At 62.0% G+C, this 18,228-nt stretch carries 15 protein-coding genes and 1 pseudogene; 7 read left to right on the forward strand and 9 right to left on the reverse strand.

The features are described from left to right. Positions 1–44: 44 nt before the first annotated feature. Entirely contained in the window at positions 45–1,364 is a 1,320-nt protein-coding gene (locus IVB45_RS12050; RefSeq protein WP_247359853.1) for a hypothetical protein, read from the reverse strand. A gap of 333 nt (positions 1,365–1,697) precedes the next feature. On the opposite strand from IVB45_RS12050, the gene IVB45_RS12055 reads away from it, so the two are divergent. The 3 genes from IVB45_RS12055 (at position 1,698) to IVB45_RS12065 (ending at position 5,098) form a co-directional block, all read left to right on the forward strand. Next, positions 1,698–3,659 (forward strand): PAS domain-containing sensor histidine kinase, encoded by a 1,962-nt coding sequence (locus IVB45_RS12055; RefSeq protein WP_027569098.1) that lies wholly within the window; start codon positions 1,698–1,700, stop codon positions 3,657–3,659. A 235-nt stretch (positions 3,660–3,894) separates the two neighbouring features. Continuing rightward, complete coding sequence (locus IVB45_RS12060; RefSeq protein ID WP_027569099.1) at positions 3,895–4,083, forward strand: hypothetical protein; 189 nt, start codon at positions 3,895–3,897, stop codon at positions 4,081–4,083. 409 nt (positions 4,084–4,492) lie between these two features. After that, positions 4,493–5,098, forward strand: a complete 606-nt coding sequence (locus tag IVB45_RS12065; protein WP_247359851.1) for a hypothetical protein — start codon at positions 4,493–4,495, stop codon at positions 5,096–5,098. Here IVB45_RS12065 and IVB45_RS12070 read toward each other — a convergent pair. Together IVB45_RS12070 and IVB45_RS12075 are read right to left on the reverse strand one after the other, a co-directional pair. After that, entirely contained in the window at positions 5,082–5,252 is a 171-nt protein-coding gene (locus IVB45_RS12070; RefSeq protein WP_247359850.1) for a hypothetical protein, read from the reverse strand. The two genes, IVB45_RS12065 and IVB45_RS12070, sit on opposite strands and share 17 nt — an antisense overlap. A gap of 14 nt (positions 5,253–5,266) precedes the next feature. Next, positions 5,267–5,377 (reverse strand): annotated as a pseudogene (locus IVB45_RS12075) (IS1595 family transposase); the annotation flags it as partial. A gap of 295 nt (positions 5,378–5,672) precedes the next feature. Between IVB45_RS12075 and IVB45_RS12080 the strand changes: the two are divergent. Next, the gene (locus tag IVB45_RS12080) at positions 5,673–6,068 is read left to right on the forward strand and encodes a response regulator (protein ID WP_247288815.1); all 396 of its coding nucleotides are present in this window, start codon (positions 5,673–5,675) and stop codon (positions 6,066–6,068) included. 36 nt (positions 6,069–6,104) lie between these two features. Here the strand turns inward: IVB45_RS12080 and IVB45_RS12085 are convergent, their stop codons facing one another. The 4 genes from IVB45_RS12085 to IVB45_RS12100 form a co-directional block, all read right to left on the reverse strand. Continuing rightward, complete coding sequence (locus IVB45_RS12085; protein WP_247359849.1) at positions 6,105–6,299, reverse strand: hypothetical protein; 195 nt, start codon at positions 6,297–6,299, stop codon at positions 6,105–6,107. 346 nt (positions 6,300–6,645) lie between these two features. Then, complete coding sequence (locus IVB45_RS12090; RefSeq protein WP_007593446.1) at positions 6,646–7,230, reverse strand: DUF1254 domain-containing protein; 585 nt, start codon at positions 7,228–7,230, stop codon at positions 6,646–6,648. Further along, positions 7,227–7,805 (reverse strand): DUF1214 domain-containing protein, encoded by a 579-nt coding sequence (locus tag IVB45_RS12095; protein ID WP_007593444.1) that lies wholly within the window; start codon positions 7,803–7,805, stop codon positions 7,227–7,229. The genes IVB45_RS12090 and IVB45_RS12095 overlap by 4 nt, the downstream gene beginning before the upstream one ends. A gap of 9 nt (positions 7,806–7,814) precedes the next feature. After that, complete coding sequence (locus IVB45_RS12100) at positions 7,815–10,103, reverse strand: PBP1A family penicillin-binding protein (protein WP_027569102.1); 2,289 nt, start codon at positions 10,101–10,103, stop codon at positions 7,815–7,817. Positions 10,104–10,397: 294 nt separating this feature from the next. Between IVB45_RS12100 and IVB45_RS12105 the strand changes: the two genes are divergently transcribed. From IVB45_RS12105 to IVB45_RS12115, 3 genes are all read left to right on the forward strand, one after another. Then, positions 10,398–10,913, forward strand: coding sequence for a YcgN family cysteine cluster protein (locus tag IVB45_RS12105; RefSeq protein WP_027569103.1), 516 nt, complete (start codon positions 10,398–10,400; stop codon positions 10,911–10,913). Positions 10,914–11,080: 167 nt separating this feature from the next. Then, the gene (locus IVB45_RS12110) at positions 11,081–12,172 is read left to right on the forward strand and encodes a M12 family metallopeptidase (RefSeq protein ID WP_247359848.1); all 1,092 of its coding nucleotides are present in this window, start codon (positions 11,081–11,083) and stop codon (positions 12,170–12,172) included. 207 nt (positions 12,173–12,379) lie between these two features. After that, positions 12,380–13,960 (forward strand): MDR family MFS transporter, encoded by a 1,581-nt coding sequence (locus tag IVB45_RS12115; protein WP_247359847.1) that lies wholly within the window; start codon positions 12,380–12,382, stop codon positions 13,958–13,960. A gap of 3 nt (positions 13,961–13,963) precedes the next feature. On the opposite strand, the gene IVB45_RS12120 is transcribed toward IVB45_RS12115, so the two are convergent. Both IVB45_RS12120 and IVB45_RS12125 read right to left on the reverse strand, forming a co-directional pair. Next, the gene (locus IVB45_RS12120) at positions 13,964–15,607 is read right to left on the reverse strand and encodes an alpha/beta-hydrolase family protein (protein WP_247360156.1); all 1,644 of its coding nucleotides are present in this window, start codon (positions 15,605–15,607) and stop codon (positions 13,964–13,966) included. 78 nt (positions 15,608–15,685) lie between these two features. Then, positions 15,686–18,187 carry a GAF domain-containing protein gene (locus IVB45_RS12125; protein ID WP_247359846.1) on the reverse strand — a complete coding sequence of 834 codons (2,502 nt, stop codon included), beginning with the start codon at positions 18,185–18,187 and terminating at the stop codon, positions 15,686–15,688. Between the last annotated feature and the right edge of the window lie 41 nt (positions 18,188–18,228).

The following is an 18,228-nucleotide window of genomic DNA, read 5'->3' on the forward strand; positions in this document are numbered from 1 at the left end:
TCTGTCCGCCGCAGAAGCGGTGGCCCCATCATGGTAGCATCTTCTCATTGGAGCTGACTAATGCGACCGAGGATGCGTGACTGCCAAGGCTTGAGGTTTGGGTCGTTCAAATGACTTCTTGCTCGTTCGAGCACGTCGCCAGCCGGAGCCAGCCGGCCCCGAGCAAATTGTCGCTCCAACTGTTTTTCGAGAAGTGAAATCGTGGCTGGTTCCGTTATCGGAGCAAACACCAGGTCGAGCATCACATCATCTGGAAAAGTGCGCTCATCTAATCGCAAGTTGTATATGGCTTCGATGCCCATGTTGATCCGAAAGGCTTCGTGACTTTTGAGCAAACGAAGAATGCGCTCTCTCAATAGTTGAGGTTGCGTCCTCGATGCATTGGATGCGATCTGCGACCAGGTCCATCTTGCCGTTCCGAGCGCATCTGCGCCAATCGCGTCCTTTTGATCGAAGTATTTCTCAACGCCAGTCAGCACTTCGTCGAATGGGAACGGCTCGGCTGGTTTTCGGAGAGTTTCGATGTCAGTTCCGATAGCGTTTGCGAGAAAAGACAACCGGTCGATCGGCGGCCCTGCATCGATTGCTGGCGGTCGCCTTTCAAACAGAAGCAGGAATTGCGTTCGGTTCGAGAGGCCACCTTTGATATGACGAGCCAGAAAGCGATCCTTGCCGCCAATGCGTTCAAAATATTCGTCGGTTTCGCCCGTGAACCCCTTCGGAAGATCTGACTTTCGTGGCCATCTCGCGTCTGACGTTATTATACGTAACAGTAAACCGTCCTCAAATTCGGCGACTTCCCGTCGCGTCGCACACTTTCCGGGGTAGCCCCATAGAAGAAATTCAAGAGCAAGTCTGGCGTTATCTTTCCCAAGACATGTAGCGCCCTCAGCTTGGGAATAGAGCATCCAACTACGGGGAGCCCGAGTGTTAGATCGAAGCGCAACCGTGTGATTGGATGTGGCCAGAACCTTGATACAGACCTTATCGCAAAGATTATTGTTGTCGTCTTCAACCGCGAGCAGCGTATGGTTTTTTCGCTCGGGTTCGGCCGTGTAGGATGTGAGACCTATGAACAGATCCTTTTCTTCCGTTATCAGTAAGAACGAACCGCCATAGACGATGCCGGCAAGGATGATCGGTCCAAAAACAAAGCCGATTCGCTGTTTCGCAAGTCCATAGATGGGCAAAAGAATGAACGGCGCGGCATATGCAGCGAAAAAAAGAACCATTAAGCCGGGCGCGAACATGAGCACGATGCCCATCGCGACAGCCGCGCTCCAGACGCAAGCCGCCGAGAAGGCGGCAATCACAGCGGAGATGCAAGTGTCGCCAAGAATCTTAAATAGCGCTTGAGATTTCACCTGCGGTCGAGGCTCTTCGCTAGATGGTGGAACAGCCTTTGGTTGTGGCCCGCAGCACCCTAATGGTTGGTAAACCGTGGTCCTTGCGGAGCGACATCGGGGCGGCATCGCCATTTTCGGTACCGAAACCGATAGGCGCTCAGTTCAGCGAAGTCCGCTTGTTGGCCCTCAGCAGACATGCCACCAGCGCTTTTTCTGGAATCCGATAACCCCCTTAACGGACTTCAGACCCCGACAGAGATCATGCCATCCGAGGCTGGCACGGAGCAGCACTACGGAACAATAAAAAGACTTCGCGGTTAAACTGTTTCCCCCGACACCGGAGTCGACCATTTGCAAGCCCACCAGTCAAAACTTGACGGGATCGACGATACTGCGCGCCTTCAACTGCTCATCGACGCAATCGTTGATTACGCCATCTACATGATCGACCTCGACGGCACAGTCCGCAGCTGGAACTCCGGTGCCCAGCGGTTGAAGGGCTACTCGCCTGACGAAATCATCGGCAAGTCGTTCGCATCCTTCTATACGCCAGATGATCGCGCCAATGGGCTTCCAGAGCGCGCCTTGAGCGTCGCAGCACGAGAAGGCCGCTTCAGCGCCGAAGGATGGAGAGTCCGCAAGGACGGAAGCCGTTTCTGGGCATCGGTCATCATCGATGCCGTCCGCAATCAAGCCGGTGAAGTGATCGGCTTCGCCAAGGTCACGCGAGACGTTACCGAACGTCAGGAAGCCCATGAAGAGCTTCTCGATAGTGAGCGGCGCTATCGCCAGCTGGTCGAGGCCGTGGTCGATTACGCGATCTTTCAGCTCGACCCACTCGGCAACGTGACAACCTGGAATCCCGGAGCAGAGCGGATCAAGGGCTACGCGCCGCCGGAGATCATCGGTCGGCATTTCAGCGCTTTTTACACGCCTGAAGAGATAGAACTCGGTGTGCCCAAGCGTGCGCTTTCAGAGGCGGCGGAGCATGGTCGCTTCGAAGCGGAAGGCTGGCGCCTGCGAAAAGACGGCTCCCGCTTTTGGGCGTCGGTCATCATCGATCGCATCACGGACGAGGCCGGAAACATCGTCGGGTTCGCCAAAGTCACGCGCGACGTTACGGACCGAAAGCGCGCTGAGGACGAGCTCAAGCACGTTCAGGAGCAACTCGCCGCATCCCAAAAGCTGGAGGCGGTGGGGCAACTCAGCGGCGGGATCGCGCACGACTTCAACAATCTGCTCATGATCGTCCTTGGCAATCTCGAGACAGCTGAACGGCACGCCAAGGCGCCCGGAGCCAATCTGAACCGGGCGCTCGCAAACGCCAAACGAGGCGCGCAGAGAGCCGCGGCGTTGACCAGTCGCTTGTTGGCATTTTCGCGCCGACAAGCGCTCGATCCCAAACCAATCAACATAAACAACTACGTCAATAGCCTGCAGGAATTCCTTCAGCGCACGCTCGGAGAGCGCATCGAAGTCCAGACCGTCGGAAGTGCGGGTCTTTGGGAAATCGAAGCCGACGCCAATCATCTGGAGTCAGCCATCGTCAACCTGGCAATCAACGCTCGTGACGCCATGCCCGACGGCGGAAAGCTGACTTTGGAAGCAGCCAACATCTCCGCCGACGATGATTACTGCCGGCTCAATCCTGAACTGGCGCCTGGTCAGTACGTCGCTATTTGCGTGACTGACACCGGAGGCGGAATGTCGCGGGACGTTCTCAGTCACGCCTTTGAGCCCTTCTTTACGACAAAGGAGCCGGGCCACGGCACCGGCCTTGGCCTGAGCCAGGTCTACGGCTTCGTCAAGCAATCCGGAGGCCACGCAAAAATCTACAGCGAGGTGGGGCAAGGCACCACCATCAAGATGTACTTTCCGCGCTTTTCCGGAAGCACACCGCGCGAGGAAATCGCACCCGAAGAAATTGCCGAGGGTGAGCTATCCGAGACCGTTCTCGTCGTCGAGGACGATGAAGATCTGCGCGTCTATATCTCTGACGTCCTGCGGGAGCTCAACTATCGCGTCCTCTCGGCCCGCAGCGCCCAGGCCGCTCTGACCATTCTCCTGCAAGACGACTCGAAGGTGGACCTTCTTCTCACTGACGTGGTCATGCCGGGGATCAATGGTCGCGAACTCGGCAGGCGCGCGCATCAAATTAGACCTGGACTGAAGATCCTGTACATGACCGGCTATTCGCGCAATGCCGTGGTCCATCAGGGAAGGCTTGATGAAGGCGTCAACCTGCTGGAGAAGCCAATCTCGCAAGCAAAACTAGCGCTGAAGGTGCGAGAGATTCTGGATCAGTTTGAATGACCAAGGTCTAACCAGCGGTAGTATCCTGACCGCTGGCCGGCGGCGATCACTGTAGCACCGTCCGCTCTCTGGGCCTTAGCCGTCATCCCTCCCTGTCTGCCTGGTGCCTCAACGGGCACCAAGATTCCCGTACTGCGCTCACCCTGAGGGAGTGGATCGGTAGCCGGACTTTCCCCGCTTGACCTTTTTTCGCGCCGTGAGATTTTTACGGGTCGGAGAAAAGCCGGGGGCGGCGATGAAACTGTTGACCGAATACCTGGAGCGCGCCGTCAGTCTGGAGAAACTGGCCGCGGGCGAGCAGGATTCGACCTTTAAAACTCAGCTGTTGAACCAGGCGGCGGCTTACAGAAAGCTGGCGGCAAAGCGCGCCTTGGAATACGGACTGCCGCCACCAAGCCCGCCAGAAGAACCGCCGCAGCCCTGAGAGCGTGAAAAGATCGATCTAGATCCAGGCCGCCTGCGGCCGTGCGGCTGGGAATATTATACCTCGGTGCTACCATGAGTAGCGCCGGGGGTCGTCGATTCGCGCCCGCCGCTCAACTCCCTTTCGGGCTGGTGAGTCTTGCGGACATGATGAATTTTCATCTTATTGAGACGCTTCACATTTTCCAGATGCTCGGAATGTTGGAGCGTCGTCCAATCCCGCCCTCGAACTTGGCGCCACTTTCGCAGCCCGGAGGCTTGCTAACTCTTGCCGACCTCGGAAAGAACCTTGGTGAGCTCGCGACCGCGCTAAGTCGCTACTGAACGAGATTTCCCAACTCGCAACGCAGCTAGGTTTAGACGCAACGCATCATCGGATTATGCTTTTCAGCACCTCTCTCGGTTTCAAAATGAAGCCCGAGGACTTTATCGTTGAGGTGCGAGTTTTGCGAGAAACGCTTTCTGGCGAGCTTGGCAAATGCATGTTCTATCATTATCCGCCCGACAAACTTAGGGTGATGCAGGGTTTTTACCCCAGTTGGAAGCGCATCAATGAAGCGTTCCCGACAGCTAAGGATGAAGCTCTAGCAGCCATAGATTGCTACGCCCTCGGCCACAATATTGCGTCTGTATTTCACAGCATGCGCGTGGCGGAGTACGGCCTCAGGGCTCTAGCGAAAGAGAGGAAGATCCAGTTGCCGCGCAATAAGCCGCTCGAATGGGGGACTTGGCAGGAGATCATTACCGAACTGGATAATTACGCAAAAAGGATTGTTCATAAGGTCCGCCCAGGTAAGCCTAAGGATGATGCTCTCGCGTTCTACAGTGGGGCTTTGGCTGATCTAAGTGGGTTTAAAGACGAGTATCGAAATCAAGTGATGCATGTCCGTAAACAATACGATGAGCATCAGTCTTTACGAGCCTATACCAAGGTCCATGCATTCATGGAGCGTGTTGCTGAGAAGATAGATCATAAGCACCACACCATCAGGTGGGGGCTCAAGTTTTCTCCCTAGCGATACGTTTAAGCGCCGCCTCGAATTTATCTCCCGCTTCGTCAGCGCCAAGCTCCCGAGCGGTTTCCATAAACAGCTCGGATTGCTCTTTGTCACTTAGCTTTGGTTTCGGCTTTGCCTTTTTCCCCTTTGGGGGAGCGGCGGCTTTTGCCATATGGTGCCCCTTGGCTAGTTAGTCGTTCGATAGGTGAGCCGCTTCCCAGCGGCCCCCTTCAAGGCACGTTCTGCACGGTCGGTATCGTTTACGCCGAGCGCCACGCGGTTGCTGTAGCGAAAGTCGGGTACGGGAAGTATAATACTCCCGTGCGGCTGGTGTGATGTCAGGCGCGATAAGCCGCCGGCCAAGCCAAAAGTAAAAGTCCGCGAGGGCGATTAGGCCCGGCGGCGCATCCTCCACGAGCATGTCGCGGGCCTTCGCGAATTGATCGGGAAGTTGCGCAAGAAGCTGCACTCCTGAAGTCGAGCTGACATTCGTTGGGCGGGGGACCCTTGCTCGCTGTGTTCAAAATGGAACATAACTCTTTATCGCGAGTTCCTTCCCCGATCGCACAGCGGGGTGCGCGGGGGGGCCAGCATGCAAGGGGCGGGAGTTACTATCCTCGTCGTCGAAGACGAACAGCTTATCCGCGACATGGTGGCCGACGCATTGTCAGATGGCGGCTTTGAGGCCGAAGTCGCCGTCAGTGGGGAGGATGCAGTTAGTCTTCTGCAGGGCAACCAAACCAAGTATCGCGCACTCGTTACCGATATAAATTTGTTCGGAAAGCTCGATGGCTGGCAAGTCGGCCATCGCGCCAGGGAGCTAAATCCGGACATCTCTGTGATTTACATGACAGGCGCGGCGGCCGATCAATGGCCCGCCCACGGCGTGCCCAACAGCATCTTGCTGACCAAGCCATTTGCACCTGCGCAAATCGTGACCGCCGTAGCTCAACTTCTGAATACCGGAGCTCCGCCCGCTCAGTCCTGAGGGGAGTGGACGAAGCCTTCGCCGACCGAGGCAGCCTTAGTTCTTCGCCAAGGGCTTGGGCGGCTCTTCGGCCATGGCCTCGACATCGATGGCAGGAAGCTCGCCGGTGCCGTCTTTCAGGTCTGCGGCACGCTGTACGAAGCCAGCAGCGACCGTGGGATCCTTTGTGGTTTTTGCCATGCGCAGCAATTCCGCTGCGGCCTCACGGGCGAACTGATTTAAGCGCGACACGGTTGGACATCCGACACTCAGCCGACGTGGAATGATTCAAAAGTCGAATGTTCGTTCCCAATTCAGGCGAGGACAATCTCGAACGAGCCCCGCCATTCTAAGCGCAAGCTGCTCCAGCATGAAAAAAACCGCGTCGGATTGCTCCGCGCGGGTGAACTTTCGATGCTGCCATTCTGCCAGTGTTTTGCCCGACGAGTCAAAGCTGAACAGCGCGACGGGCAGGGATGTATCGGTCCGGCAAACGCCTATTTGGTGCAACCAAAATGGCTAATGATTTCAATACCCCCGCTACTGTGCATGGGGTTGTTTTTCGACTTTTTGTTTTGCGGCTTGCCGAAGCCGCGCCTCAGCGCCGTCCGCGCGGCGCTTCGGCCTTGGCCGGCGGCTCGGTTTGGGGTCCGCAGCTCGCGGCCGCAAGCGAACCTTGCGCCTGCGGCATCAGGCCGGGCTCGGGGGCGAGCGCCTTCATCACGATCAGGCCGGTGGTGCTCGGGGAATCGATGATCAGGCGGTCGGCCGCGGTGATCTCTTCGTCCTCCGGCAGCTCGTTGTGCTGCGGCTCGGTCATCAAATCGAGCTCGATCACCTTCTTGCCGGCCGAGCGGTCGTTGATGGCGTAATAGGCGATCTCGTTGCGGGTGTAGAACGACACCGAGGTGTAGGCCTGGCTGACGGGCACCGTCAGCTTGATCGGCCCGTTCGACAGATCGTAGCGGCAGATCGCCAGCGCAAAGGCCGGGTCCATGAACGGCATCGGCGAGGTCTGCGGGTCGGCGAGCGGAAGCTGGGTGACGCCGTTGAGCTTCGTCATCGGCGTCAGCCGCGAATAGGCGTCCTGGGTCGCAATCCGCGGCAACGCCAGCACGCTGACGAGATGGACCACGAGGCCCAGCACCACGCCGGCAACGATTGTGAACAACAGCCGGATCATGAGCAGCCCGCCGTCGTGATGGTGGGCATCGGCGCGTCACGCTGGGTGCGGGTGGCAACGCCGACCGGGGTGTCGTAGAGCCGCAGCATCAGCGCGTAACGCTCGATGCCGCCGGTCGGCAGCCAGTTGCCGGCGCGCGAGCGCGAGGCGATGCGGATCTCGAACGAGCCGTCGGACTGCCGCACGATCTCCTGGCTGGTGAAGCCGTAGCGCTGCAGCGAATTCGGGACGAGATGACCCTTGCGGTCATAAAGCGTCAGCGTCCAGAACCGTGCCGGCGGCGTCACGCCGGAGACCACGACGTCGCAGCGGCCGTCGAGCACCTTCTTCTTGTCGTCGGCGGTTGCGGTGAATGCGACGCCGTCGCCGGTGCCGATCGGCAGCTCGCCGTTGCGCACGATGGTGGCGCGCGAATAGGGATCGACGTCGGCGGTGCCGGTGCGCGGACGCGCGGTCCACGGGCCGATGGTCAGCGCGCCGATCTCGGTGCCGCGCGTCGTCGTCATCCAGGTCGCGCCGACGCCCACCACGGTTGCGAGCAGAAGAGCCGTCAATGTGATCAGGATCAGCCGCACTTGTTTCGATCAGTTCTTGCGCGGAGCGGATGCGTTCGCATTCTCTTCCGCATAGTTCTGCGGGAAGGCGAGCGCGCTCGTGGACGATGCCGGCTTGGCTTGCTTGGGATCGGTGGCCGCCGATTTGGTCGCGGTCCTGGCAGCGTCATCCAGCAGCTTCTCGACCCGCACCAACACGTCGGCGCCGCGCTTGGTCAACACCGGCGGCGGACCGGGCTTGGTCTCCAGCACCTTCGGCGCCGCATTGGCCTGCGCGTTGGCGATCCGCTCGGGCGGCAGCTTCTGGCCCATGCCGATGCCGGCGATTTCCCGGACCTCGACGCCCTGATGCGCCGCGAGCATGATGTCGTGCCAGGTCTGCGCCGGCAGCGAGCCGCCGGTCATGCGGTTGGTCGGCGAATAGTCGTCATTGCCGTACCAGACCGCGCAGGTGAAATTGCCGGTGTAGCCGACGAACCAGGCGTCGCGATAGGCATTGGTGGTGCCGGTCTTGCCCGCGGTCGGAATGCCGTCAAGGGCTGCGCGGCGCGCGGTGCCTTCGCTGACGACGTGGCTCATCATGCCGGCCATGTCGGCGGCCACCGAGGCGGGGATCGCTTGGCGCGGCTTCGGCCCGTCGCGGTCCCAGCGCCAGACCGGATCGCCTGCGCCGGTGCGCACTTCGAGCACGGAATGCGGCGTCACCGCCTTGCCGCGGTTGGGAAAGGTCGCATACGCCACCGCGTGCTCGAGCACGGTGACTTCGTCCGAGCCGATCGGCAGCGACGGCGTGTCGGGCAGCGGCGCCTTGAGGCCGAAGCGGCGCGCGACCTCGACGATCTTGGCGCGGCCGACCTTGGCCGGGTTCTGCGCTTTGGGCTCGTTCTTCTGGCCGATGGCGATCGACAGCTTGACCGGCACGACGTTGATCGAACGCGTGATCGCCTGTGTCAGCGTCACTGCGCCGGAATAGGAATGGCCATAGTTCTGCGGGCACCAATTGCCGATGCAGACCGGGCCGTCCACCACGATCGAATTCGGCGTGAAGCCGTTCAGGAGCGCGGTGGTGTAGACGTAAGGCTTGAACGACGAGCCCGGCTGGCGGTAGGCGTCGGTGGCGCGGTTGAACTGGCTGGCGCCGTAGTCGCGGCCGCCGACCATGGCGCGAATGCCGCCGTCGAGATCGGAGACGACGGTCGCTGCCTGGGTCGCGTGATAGTCGCGGCCGAACTGGCGGAGCTGGTTCTCGACCGCGTCCTCCGCAGCCTTCTGCACATTGGTGTCGATCGCGAGCCGGACCACGAAGACGCGCTCGGTGTAGGATTTCGGGAAGGTGTCGACCAGCTTGCGCATCTCGTCGAAGGCGTAGTCGAGATAGTAATTCGGCGACGCCTCGTAGCGGCGGTCGACCGCGAACGCGGGATTGCGGCGGGCGCCGAACACCTGGCCCTCGGTCATGAAGCCGGCGTCGACGAGGTTGTCGAGCACGACGTTGGCGCGGGCGCGTGCGGCGGGCAGGTTGATGTGAGGCGCGTATTTGGTCGGCGCCTTGAACAGGCCGGCGAGCATCGCGGCTTCGGCGAGCGTCACGTCACGTGCCGACTTGTTGAAGTAGAAATGCGCGGCGCCGTCGACGCCGAAGGTGCCGCCGCCCATATAGGCGCGGTCGAGATACAGCTTGAGGATCTCGTTCTTGGTCAGGCGCCATTCCAGCCAGACCGCGAGGAAGGCTTCGTTGACCTTGCGTTCGATGGTGCGCTCGTTGCTCAGGAACAGGTTCTTGGCGAGCTGCTGGGTGATCGAGGAGCCGCCCTGGCGGACGCCGCCAGCCTGGGCGTTGGTGACGAGCGCGCGCGCGGTGCCGGCGATGTCGATGCCGAAATGCTCGTAGAAGCGGCGGTCCTCGGTCGCGAGCGTCGCCTTGATCAGCACGTCCGGGAAATCTTCCAGCGGGATCGAATCGTTGTGCTTGATGCCGCGGCTGCCGATCGGGTTGCCGTAGCGGTCGAGGAAGGTCACCGCGAGGTCGGACTTCTTCAGCCAGTCCTCGTCCGCGGTCTCGCGGAAGGCGGGGATGGCGAGGGTCAGCATCACAACCAGGCCGCCGAGGCCCAGCGTCGCAGCCTCCGACAGCGGCTCGATGAACACCCAGCGCTTCCAACGCCCGACATAGAAGCGGTCCATGAAGGTCGAGTAGCGCTCGTAGAGCTCGCGGATGCCCTTGGCCGAGGAGAACAGCGAGGAGTCGATGCGCGCATCGAGATCCAGGAAGAAATTCCGGATCCGGGCCTTCCAATGCGGTGGTATGATCTGGCGCACCTAGAACCCTTGCGGCTTGGTTCGAAAGCGTTCAAGCACCCGGCCGGGGCGGCATCGAGACGTCTTGCGGGAGTGTTGCGGCAAACCCAAGGCGCCCGGCCAGCGACGGTGGGGACTTGCTGTTCCTTCTAGCCGAGCAGGGCCTATAAACCAATGGTCACACTTGCGATTTTGAACAACAGGCCTAATTGACCCCGGTTCATTACGGGCCTCACGCGGGCGTTGCTTGCAGCCCCGCGGCCGCACGCCCTAGATGGCACCAGCCGTAGCTCTTTCGAACTTTTGTTGAGGCGCATGACCGCAGCTCCCAAACGACCTTCAGGCCAGGAAGGATTCTTCTGGAAAACCAAGACGTTGGAAGAGATGTCGGGGCCCGAATGGGAGAGCCTGTGCGACGGCTGCGGCCGCTGCTGCCTGAACAAGCTCGAGGAAGATGGCACCGGCGACATCTATTTCACCCATGTCGGCTGCAAGCTGCTCGATGGGGTGACCTGCGGCTGCAAGGACTATGCGAATCGTTCCGACAAGGTTCCGGACTGCGTCCGCCTGACCCCGGCCAATGTCCGCACCCTGAACTGGCTGCCGCCGAGCTGCGGCTACAAGCTCGTCGCGGAAGGGCGCGACCTCTATTGGTGGCATCCGCTGGTGTCAGGCGATCCCGACACCGTGCATGAGGCGGGCGTCTCCGTGCGCGGACGGGTCGAAGGCAGCGAGGTGGAGATCCCGGACGATGAGCTCGAGAACCACATCGTGCAGTGGCCGGCGCAGCTGCCGAAACGGGCCCGGCTGAAGCGACGTCCGAAGGACTGATCCGCCTGCGAGATCGACGTCGCGCCGGCGCGGACGCCCCGCCCCTGGCGCAGCATATTGATACAATCTGAGATTGTGATAGACTGGCGCCGTTTTACGGATCCGTTTTTTTCTCTTGCCTTCTGTTTTCAGTCCCCACTTGGGGCGCAAATCTTTTGGAGAGCCATATGGCAAAGTCGCAAAAGCAGGCGAAGAAATCTCCCGTGGTCAAAGGTCAGGCCCGGCCATTTTGTCAGAACGGCCCAAGAGTCCTGCCGCAGCTCAGTCCGGCTGTCATGGCCGACACCCTTCGCGCACGTGCGATTATCTCGAGCCGATCCAAGTGGGTGAACGGCACGGTCCTGCACTACTGCTTTTTCACCTCGGGTCACTTTGAAGTTCCCAGGGCCCAGGCGGACGCGGTACGCAAGGCTTTCGCGAAATGGAAGGCGGTAGGCATCGGCCTCGAATTCCAGGAGGTCTCCCAACTCGCTGAAGCCGAAGTGCGAATTGGCTATTCAGTACCAGACGGATCGTCGGCCTCGCAGGTTGGCAGAGACGTGCTGCAGGTATCCCAGACCGAGCCGACCACCGTGTATGGTTGGGATCTGACCTCGCAATATGGCAGCGGCACTGCGCTGCACGAACTCGGACACGTGCTTGGCATGGAGCACGAGCATCAAAACCCCTTCGCCGGCATCAAGTGGCATGACGAGGCTGTTTACAAGTCGCTGGGCGCCCCGCCCAACAAGTGGAGCCGCTCGACGACGTTTCACAATATCCTGGAGAAGCTCACCCCGCAGCAGGTACAGGGTTCAACATGGGACCCGGATTCCATCATGGAATACGAGTTTGAGCCGGGGCTGATTGCGGAGCCGAAGCCTTACGAGGCCAATGGTCTGGTTCCTCCGGGGACGCTCTCCGCCGGAGACAAGCAGTGGATCCGCCGTTGGTATCCGCCGCTACAGCCGGCCTTGACGACGCTTCAGCCCTTCCATCCGGCCGTGGTCGATCTCGCCGCTGGTCAGCAGATGGACTATGCGATCAAACCCAGCGCCTCACGCAAATATACCATCGAGACCAAAGGGCCGTCTGACGCAACGCTGGTCCTGTTCGAGGAGGTGAACGGAACGCCGCGGTTTCTCGTGGGCGACGATGATAGCGGCGAGGATCGAAACGCGAGGATTTCCTACAAATTGTTCGCCGGCCGAAGCTATATCGCCCGGCTGCGACTGGTGCATCCAGGCCCCTCGGGCAAGACGGCACTGATGTTTTCCTAAAGGTGCCCTGGGACGTCGCAGGGCTGCCAGCAGCGACGGGGGTCCTGCGACTCTCACCTGGGTCCGTACGCCAATCGTCGCGATGGCCCGACTTTGGGATGCACCCATGCGCCGCGGTGCCTGCCTGGGAAGAACTTTGCTGTCTACATTGGACTGCATAGAACGAATCCTTCGCGGCGTTGCGCCGCCCCATGGCTTCCGGTCGAGATGAACAAGTTCGAGCGGCAGAGCAGTTCTGCCGACACCCAGACATTGCCCGACGACATCGCCGAGGAATTGTCCCGCCTTCCGAGCGAGGTCTTGAGCGTCGATGACGCTCCCTCGCTTGCGCCGCCGGCGCCGTTGTCGCAGGACGAGGTCCGCACCATCGTCATCAGCCTGATGCTGACGATGTTCCTGGCCGCACTGGACCAGACCATCGTTGCCACCGCGCTGCCGACCATCGGACGCCAGTTCCACGATGTCTCCAATCTCTCCTGGGTCATCACCGCCTATCTGCTCGCGTCGACCGCGGTCGCGCCGGTGTTCGGCACACTCAGCGACATCTACGGCCGCCGCATGATGATCATCATCTCGCTCAGCCTGTTCGTCGCGGGCTCGGTGCTGTGCGCGATCGCGCCGAACCTGCCGATGCTGATTCTCGCACGCGGTCTCCAGGGACTGGGCGGCGGCGGCATCATGCCTGTCGTGCAGACCGTGATTTCCGACGTCGTGAGCCCACGCGAGCGCGGCCAATACCAGGCCTATTTCTCCAGCGTGTGGATGGTCGGCGGCATTCTCGGCCCGGTCATCGGCGGCGTGTTCGCCGAGCATCTGCACTGGTCGATGATCTTCTGGATCAATGTGCCGCTCGCGGCCGCGGCGATCGCGCTGCTGTTGCCCCGGATGAAAAAGATCCCGGTGTTCCACCGCAAGCGCAAGGTCGACTGGCTCGGCGGCGTGCTGCTGATGGCCTCTGCCGTCGTCTTCATGCTGGTGCTGACCTGGGGCGGCACGCGCTTCCCGTGGCTCTCGCCGACCGTTCTTGCGATGGTGGGCGGCGCGGTCGCGCTCGCGGTCACCTTCGTTTGGCACGCGCGACGGGCGGACGAACCGTTCCTGCCGCTGCCGCTGCTCGGAGGATCGGTTGTGCCGTTCGGGCTGACGGCCGGCGGCTGCGCGCTCGGTGCGATCACGGGCCTCACCGTTCAGCTGCCGCTCTATTACGAGGCGGTCTATCACCTCAGCGCCAGCGAAGCGGGCCTTGCGCTGATTCCGCTCGCGGCGGTCTCGACCGTCGGCGCGGCCGTCGCCGGCCGCACCATGGCGCGCGCCAAGCACTACAAGCGGGTCGCCATCGTCGGAACGTCCTGGGCTGCGCTGTGCGGCCTCGGCCTGACGTTGACGACGTTGCCGCTCTGGGCACTGCTGACACTGATGGCCGCGTTTGCGCTTGGCCTCGGCACCACCTTTCCGGTCTGCGTGGTCTCGGTGCAGAATTCGGTCGCCCGTCCGCAGGTCGGCACCATCACCGGCGCCTTGAACTTCTTCCGCTCGCTGATGTCCTCGTTCACGGTCGCGGCGTTCGCGGCCATCCTGCTCATCGCCCTCGGTGCCGACGTTCCACTCGCCGGCGAGCATCACGGCGCCGTCAATGCGATCCCCGCCGAGGACATGCGGCATGCGTTCCGTTACGTGTTCGGCGCCGCCACGGCGCTGATGGCCGGCGCCGCGCTCTGCCTGATCATGATGGAGGAGCGCCCGCTGGCCGGTCCCTCCGTCGCGCAGCAGGTGGAGATGGCGGAGTAAGGGTTAGCCACCGCGGTCGGGATCATCGTCGCCATTGCCCGCGCCCGTCTTCCGCGCTTTCGTCGCGAGCTGGTACTTGAGCCGTGCGAGCGCTTCGGCAGACCAATCGCCGACATCTGTGACCGCGACCCAGCCATCGACGTAGTGTTCGGGCGCGTAGACATGGCCAAAACCCATCGGCGTGTTGGTTGCGACCGCCATGTCGAGAGCGAGCTGCAGCATCGTGACGATGGGGTACCATCGCAGTTCCGTCGATACGTCAGGCCCGCGCGGCGCGTCCATCCAGGCCGGCGCCTGATAGGCGTCGCCGTAGTCGAAGAATGTGATCGCGTCACTGGCATATTGCAGATAGACCACGCGCATCGGGCCCCAGGGCGTATCCGGCGGCACCGTCGGTCCGTTCTGGTTCATGAAGCGCACGAAGCGGCCGTCGCGGAATTTTGGCAGCCACGCCGGTGATCCTGGATTGCGGTTATCGGTAATCGAGCGCCAGATGCGGCTCTCGAATGGCGCTCCGCTCCATAGTGCGCCGGCGATGGGATCGCCGATTGTTTCGAACAATTCTGCGGATTTTTCCGAGTTCATGGCGCCGAGGCTGAGCCCGTGCAGATACAGCTTTGGGCGCTTGTCCTTGGGCAAGCTCGTCCAGTAGCCGTAGATTTCGGCGAACAGCGCACGCGACGCCGCCGCTCCGTATTCGGGCTGAAACAGCAGCGACAGCGGGCTGTTGAGATACGAATATTGCATCGCGACGCTCGCGACATCGCCGTGGTGGAGATATTCCACCGTATCCATCGCGGATGGATCGACCCAGCCGGTGCCGGTCGGCGTAATGACGACCAGGACCTTGCGTTGAAAACCGTGCTGGCGCTTGAGCTCCTCGAGCGCAAGCTTGGCGCGCGCCTGGGCCGTGTCGCGGCTGCCGAGACCGACATAGACGCGCACGGGATCCTGCGCGGGCTGTCCCGTAACGGCGCTGATCTCTGTCGCGTTCGGGCCCGAGGCAATGAACCGGCGCCCCATGCGCCCGAGTTCCTGCCACTTCACCAGCGACGCAGAACTCCCGGTTCGATCGGGGGCGGCCGGTTGCGGCCGCTCGGGCTCTTGCAGGGCGTCGAGTTCGCGGAAGGAGGAGTCGAGCGCGTTGAACGCGGTCCGGACCAGGACGTTGCTGGCGATCGACCAGAACAGCAAGCCTGCGATCAACACACCGAGGACATTGGCGAGCTTCCGCGGAATCACGCGCTTTGTGCGTACGGCGAGGAAGCGGGCGACAAACGCGAACAGCCGCCCCAGCACCAGCAGAACGGCGAACGTGATCAGGGCGATGACGCAGACCTTGAGCGGATGCGCGGTCTCGACCGGCGTCATCTTCATCACTGTGCGGATCGAATTCTGCCATTCGGCGGTTCGCCGCAGGAAGATAACGACGACCAGCAGGCAACCGGCCGTGACCAGCGCATTCACAATCGATCTCGCCCGCGGCGAAGGTTCGGGGAATTCGAGATAGTGCCATAGCCGGCGCCACAGCACGCCGGCGAAATAGCCGATCGCAAAACAGCCGCCGGCAAGCGCGCCTTGCGTGAGATAGCTCCGCGGAATCAGCGTCGGCGTCAGCGCGGCAGCAAAGAACAGAGCGCCCAGCATGAGGCCGACACCGGACAGCGAGAGCAATTGCCGTCGAACGAGCCAAGCCAGATTCGTCACGGCATCCTCCGGGCGAGTCTATCTCTTGTTCTGGTCTGAAAAGCTGCTCTGTCGCGGCAGCCGGATCGTGAATTCCGTGAACTTGCCCGGCTCCGTCGCGACGTCGATGGTGCCGCCGTGCTGCTTCACGACGATGTCGTGGCTCATCGACAATCCGAGACCGGTGCCTTCGCCGGCCGGCTTGGTGGTGAAGAACGGATCGAACATCTTTTCCTTCACGTCGTGCGGAATGCCGGTGCCATTGTCGCGGATGCGGATCTCGATGCTGTCGCCCCGGTCGCGTGTCGCGGCGATCACCACCGGCTCGTAATCGGCGGCGCCATCATCCGACTTGCGCTTGGCGACCGCGTGGAAGCCATTCGAGATCAGGTTCAGCAGCACCCGGGTGATCTCCTGCGGAAACACTTCCGCTTGCCCGGCCGCCGGATCGAGCTCGCGCTTCAGCGTCACGTCGAACTGTGGCTTCTCGGCGCGGGCGCCGTGAAAGGCAAGGTTGAGGCTCTCCTCGACCAGCGCGTTGATGTCGCTCAGCCGATGCTCGCCGCCGCCCTCGCGGGAATGCAGCAGCATGTTCTTGACGATGGAGTCGGCGCGCCTGCCATGCTGCACGATTTTCGCGAGATTGTCCTTCAACAGTCCAGTCAGCTCGTCGACCTCGCTGCGGACGTCGTCCGCGAGCGGGACAGGCGCGAGCGCCTCGTTCAGTTCGTCCGTCAGTTCGGCGGACAGGGATGCAAAATTGTTGACGAAGTTGAGCGGATTCTTGATCTCGTGCGCGATGCCGGCCGTGAGCTGGCCGAGCGACGCCAGCTTCTCGGTCTGGACCAGCCGGTCCTGGGCTGCGCGCAAATCGTCGAGCGATTTGGCGAGGTCCCGGGTGCGATCCTGCACCTCGTTGAACAGGCGCGTGTTCTCGATGGCGATCACGGCCTGGTCGGCAAAGGTCTTGAGCAGGGCGATCGCCTTGTCCGGGAAAGGACCGGCCTCCGGCCGCGTCACGCCGATGGTGCCGATCGCGACGCCGTCGCGCAGCATCGGGATCACGAGGATGCTGCGATAACCTCGCGTCCGCGCCAGCTCTCTCATGGCGTCCGTGAGGTCGGGCTCGTTCTGCATGTCGCTGCGGGATGCGAACTCTCCGCTTCTTGCCACCCGGCTGTGAATGCCGGATGCCGACAGCGGCGCCGGGAACGAGCTGAGCAGCTCTTCATTGCCGGCTTCATTGTCGGTGCTGAAGGCGGCCAGGTGCAGCAGGCCGTCGATGACGCGCGTGACGGTGGAGGAATGGCCGCCGACCAGGGACTTGGCGCTATCGGAGATCGCCTGGAACACCGGCGTCACATCCGCGGGCGAGGCCGCGATCACCTTGAGAATGTCGGCGGTCGCGGTCTGCCGTTCCAGCGCTTCCCTCGTGGTGTTGAACAGGCTGACATTCTTGATCGCGATCACCGCCTGGTCGGCGAAGGTCTGCAGCAGCCGCACGTGATGCTCGCCGAACGCGCCGGTCGCGCGTCGCGTGGCGATGATGACGCCGATGGCCTCACCGTCGCTCATCAAGGGCGCGAACAGCATGCTGCGGTAGCCGCGGGCGCGCGCGATGTCGCGGGCCGCCGGTTCGACCTCGGTGTCGGGTAATTGCGCCGCCACCCCACCGGCCACGAGCCGGTAGGGCGGGAACTGCGCGAATGGCACCGGGAACGAGGACTGCAGCACGCGATCACCGGCCGGATCGGTCGGCGTGAACGCCGCAAGGTGCGCGGCGCCGCCGATGTAGCGCAGCACCGCCGTGGAGAAGCCGCCGATCAGCCGGTTGGCGTTGGCGGCGATGGCGTCGAACACCGGCTGTACGTCGGACGGCGAGGCGGCCATCACTTTCAGGATGTCGGCGGTGGCGGTCTGGCGCTCCAGCGTCTCGCGCGTCTCGTTGAACAGCCGCGCATTCTCGATCGCGATCACCGCCTGATCGGCAAAGGTCTGGAGCAGCTGGACGAGGTCGGTTGCGAACGCGCCGGGCTCGGCGCGCGTGACGCTGATCATGCCGACTGGCGTCCCCCAGTTCATCAAGGGCATGAACAGCACGCTGCGGAAGCCGCGCAGCCGCGCGAGATTCCGGTTCAGCTCCGGGACCTCCGCGGCTTCGCTATCTGGAAACTGGATCGTCTCGCCGCCACGCACCAGCGCGAAGGTCGGAAAGTCGGCAATCTTGCGCGGGAACGACGCCTTGAGCCCTTCGTCCGCCTCGGGGCTGGTTGGTGTGAACGCCACGAGGTGGAGCTCGTCCTCGATGAACTGAAGCACAGTGGCGGAGAAGCCGCCGAGCAAGCGCCTGGAGCTGGACGCGATCGCCTCGAAGACCGGCCGGGCATCGGACGGAGAGGCCGCGATGGTGCGCAGAATCCCGGCGCTGGCGTTCTGACGATCGCGCGCAATCGCGAGCTCGCTGCGAAGCTGCGCGTTCTCGGCCGTGGCCGCCTGTAACAGGCGCTTGAGTTCCGCGATGTCGTTGGAAGGGGCGGTCATTCGCAATCCGGCTTGATGCTGCGACAAGCGCGGCACCAAGG

This window comes from Bradyrhizobium sp. 4 (assembly GCF_023100905.1).
Classification (GTDB): Bacteria; Pseudomonadota; Alphaproteobacteria; order Rhizobiales; family Xanthobacteraceae; genus Bradyrhizobium.

What these genes read in the sequence shown, in the direction of transcription:
- IVB45_RS12060 (WP_027569099.1), top strand. Translation starts at nt 3,895, where the DNA reads ATGAAACTGTTGACCGAATACCTGGAGCGCGCCGTCAGTCTGGAGAAA.
- IVB45_RS12125 (WP_247359846.1), bottom strand. Translation starts at nt 18,187, where the DNA reads ATGACCGCCCCTTCCAACGACATCGCGGAACTCAAGCGCCTGTTACAG.
- IVB45_RS12105 (WP_027569103.1), top strand. Translation starts at nt 10,398, where the DNA reads ATGACCGCAGCTCCCAAACGACCTTCAGGCCAGGAAGGATTCTTCTGG.
- IVB45_RS12115 (WP_247359847.1), top strand. Translation starts at nt 12,380, where the DNA reads ATGAACAAGTTCGAGCGGCAGAGCAGTTCTGCCGACACCCAGACATTG.
- IVB45_RS12120 (WP_247360156.1), bottom strand. Translation starts at nt 15,607, where the DNA reads ATGCTGGGCGCTCTGTTCTTTGCTGCCGCGCTGACGCCGACGCTGATT.
- IVB45_RS12080 (WP_247288815.1), top strand. Translation starts at nt 5,673, where the DNA reads ATGCAAGGGGCGGGAGTTACTATCCTCGTCGTCGAAGACGAACAGCTT.
- IVB45_RS12090 (WP_007593446.1), bottom strand. Translation starts at nt 7,230, where the DNA reads ATGATCCGGCTGTTGTTCACAATCGTTGCCGGCGTGGTGCTGGGCCTC.
- IVB45_RS12065 (WP_247359851.1), top strand. Translation starts at nt 4,493, where the DNA reads ATGAAGCCCGAGGACTTTATCGTTGAGGTGCGAGTTTTGCGAGAAACG.
- IVB45_RS12070 (WP_247359850.1), bottom strand. Translation starts at nt 5,252, where the DNA reads ATGGCAAAAGCCGCCGCTCCCCCAAAGGGGAAAAAGGCAAAGCCGAAA.
- IVB45_RS12110 (WP_247359848.1), top strand. Translation starts at nt 11,081, where the DNA reads ATGGCAAAGTCGCAAAAGCAGGCGAAGAAATCTCCCGTGGTCAAAGGT.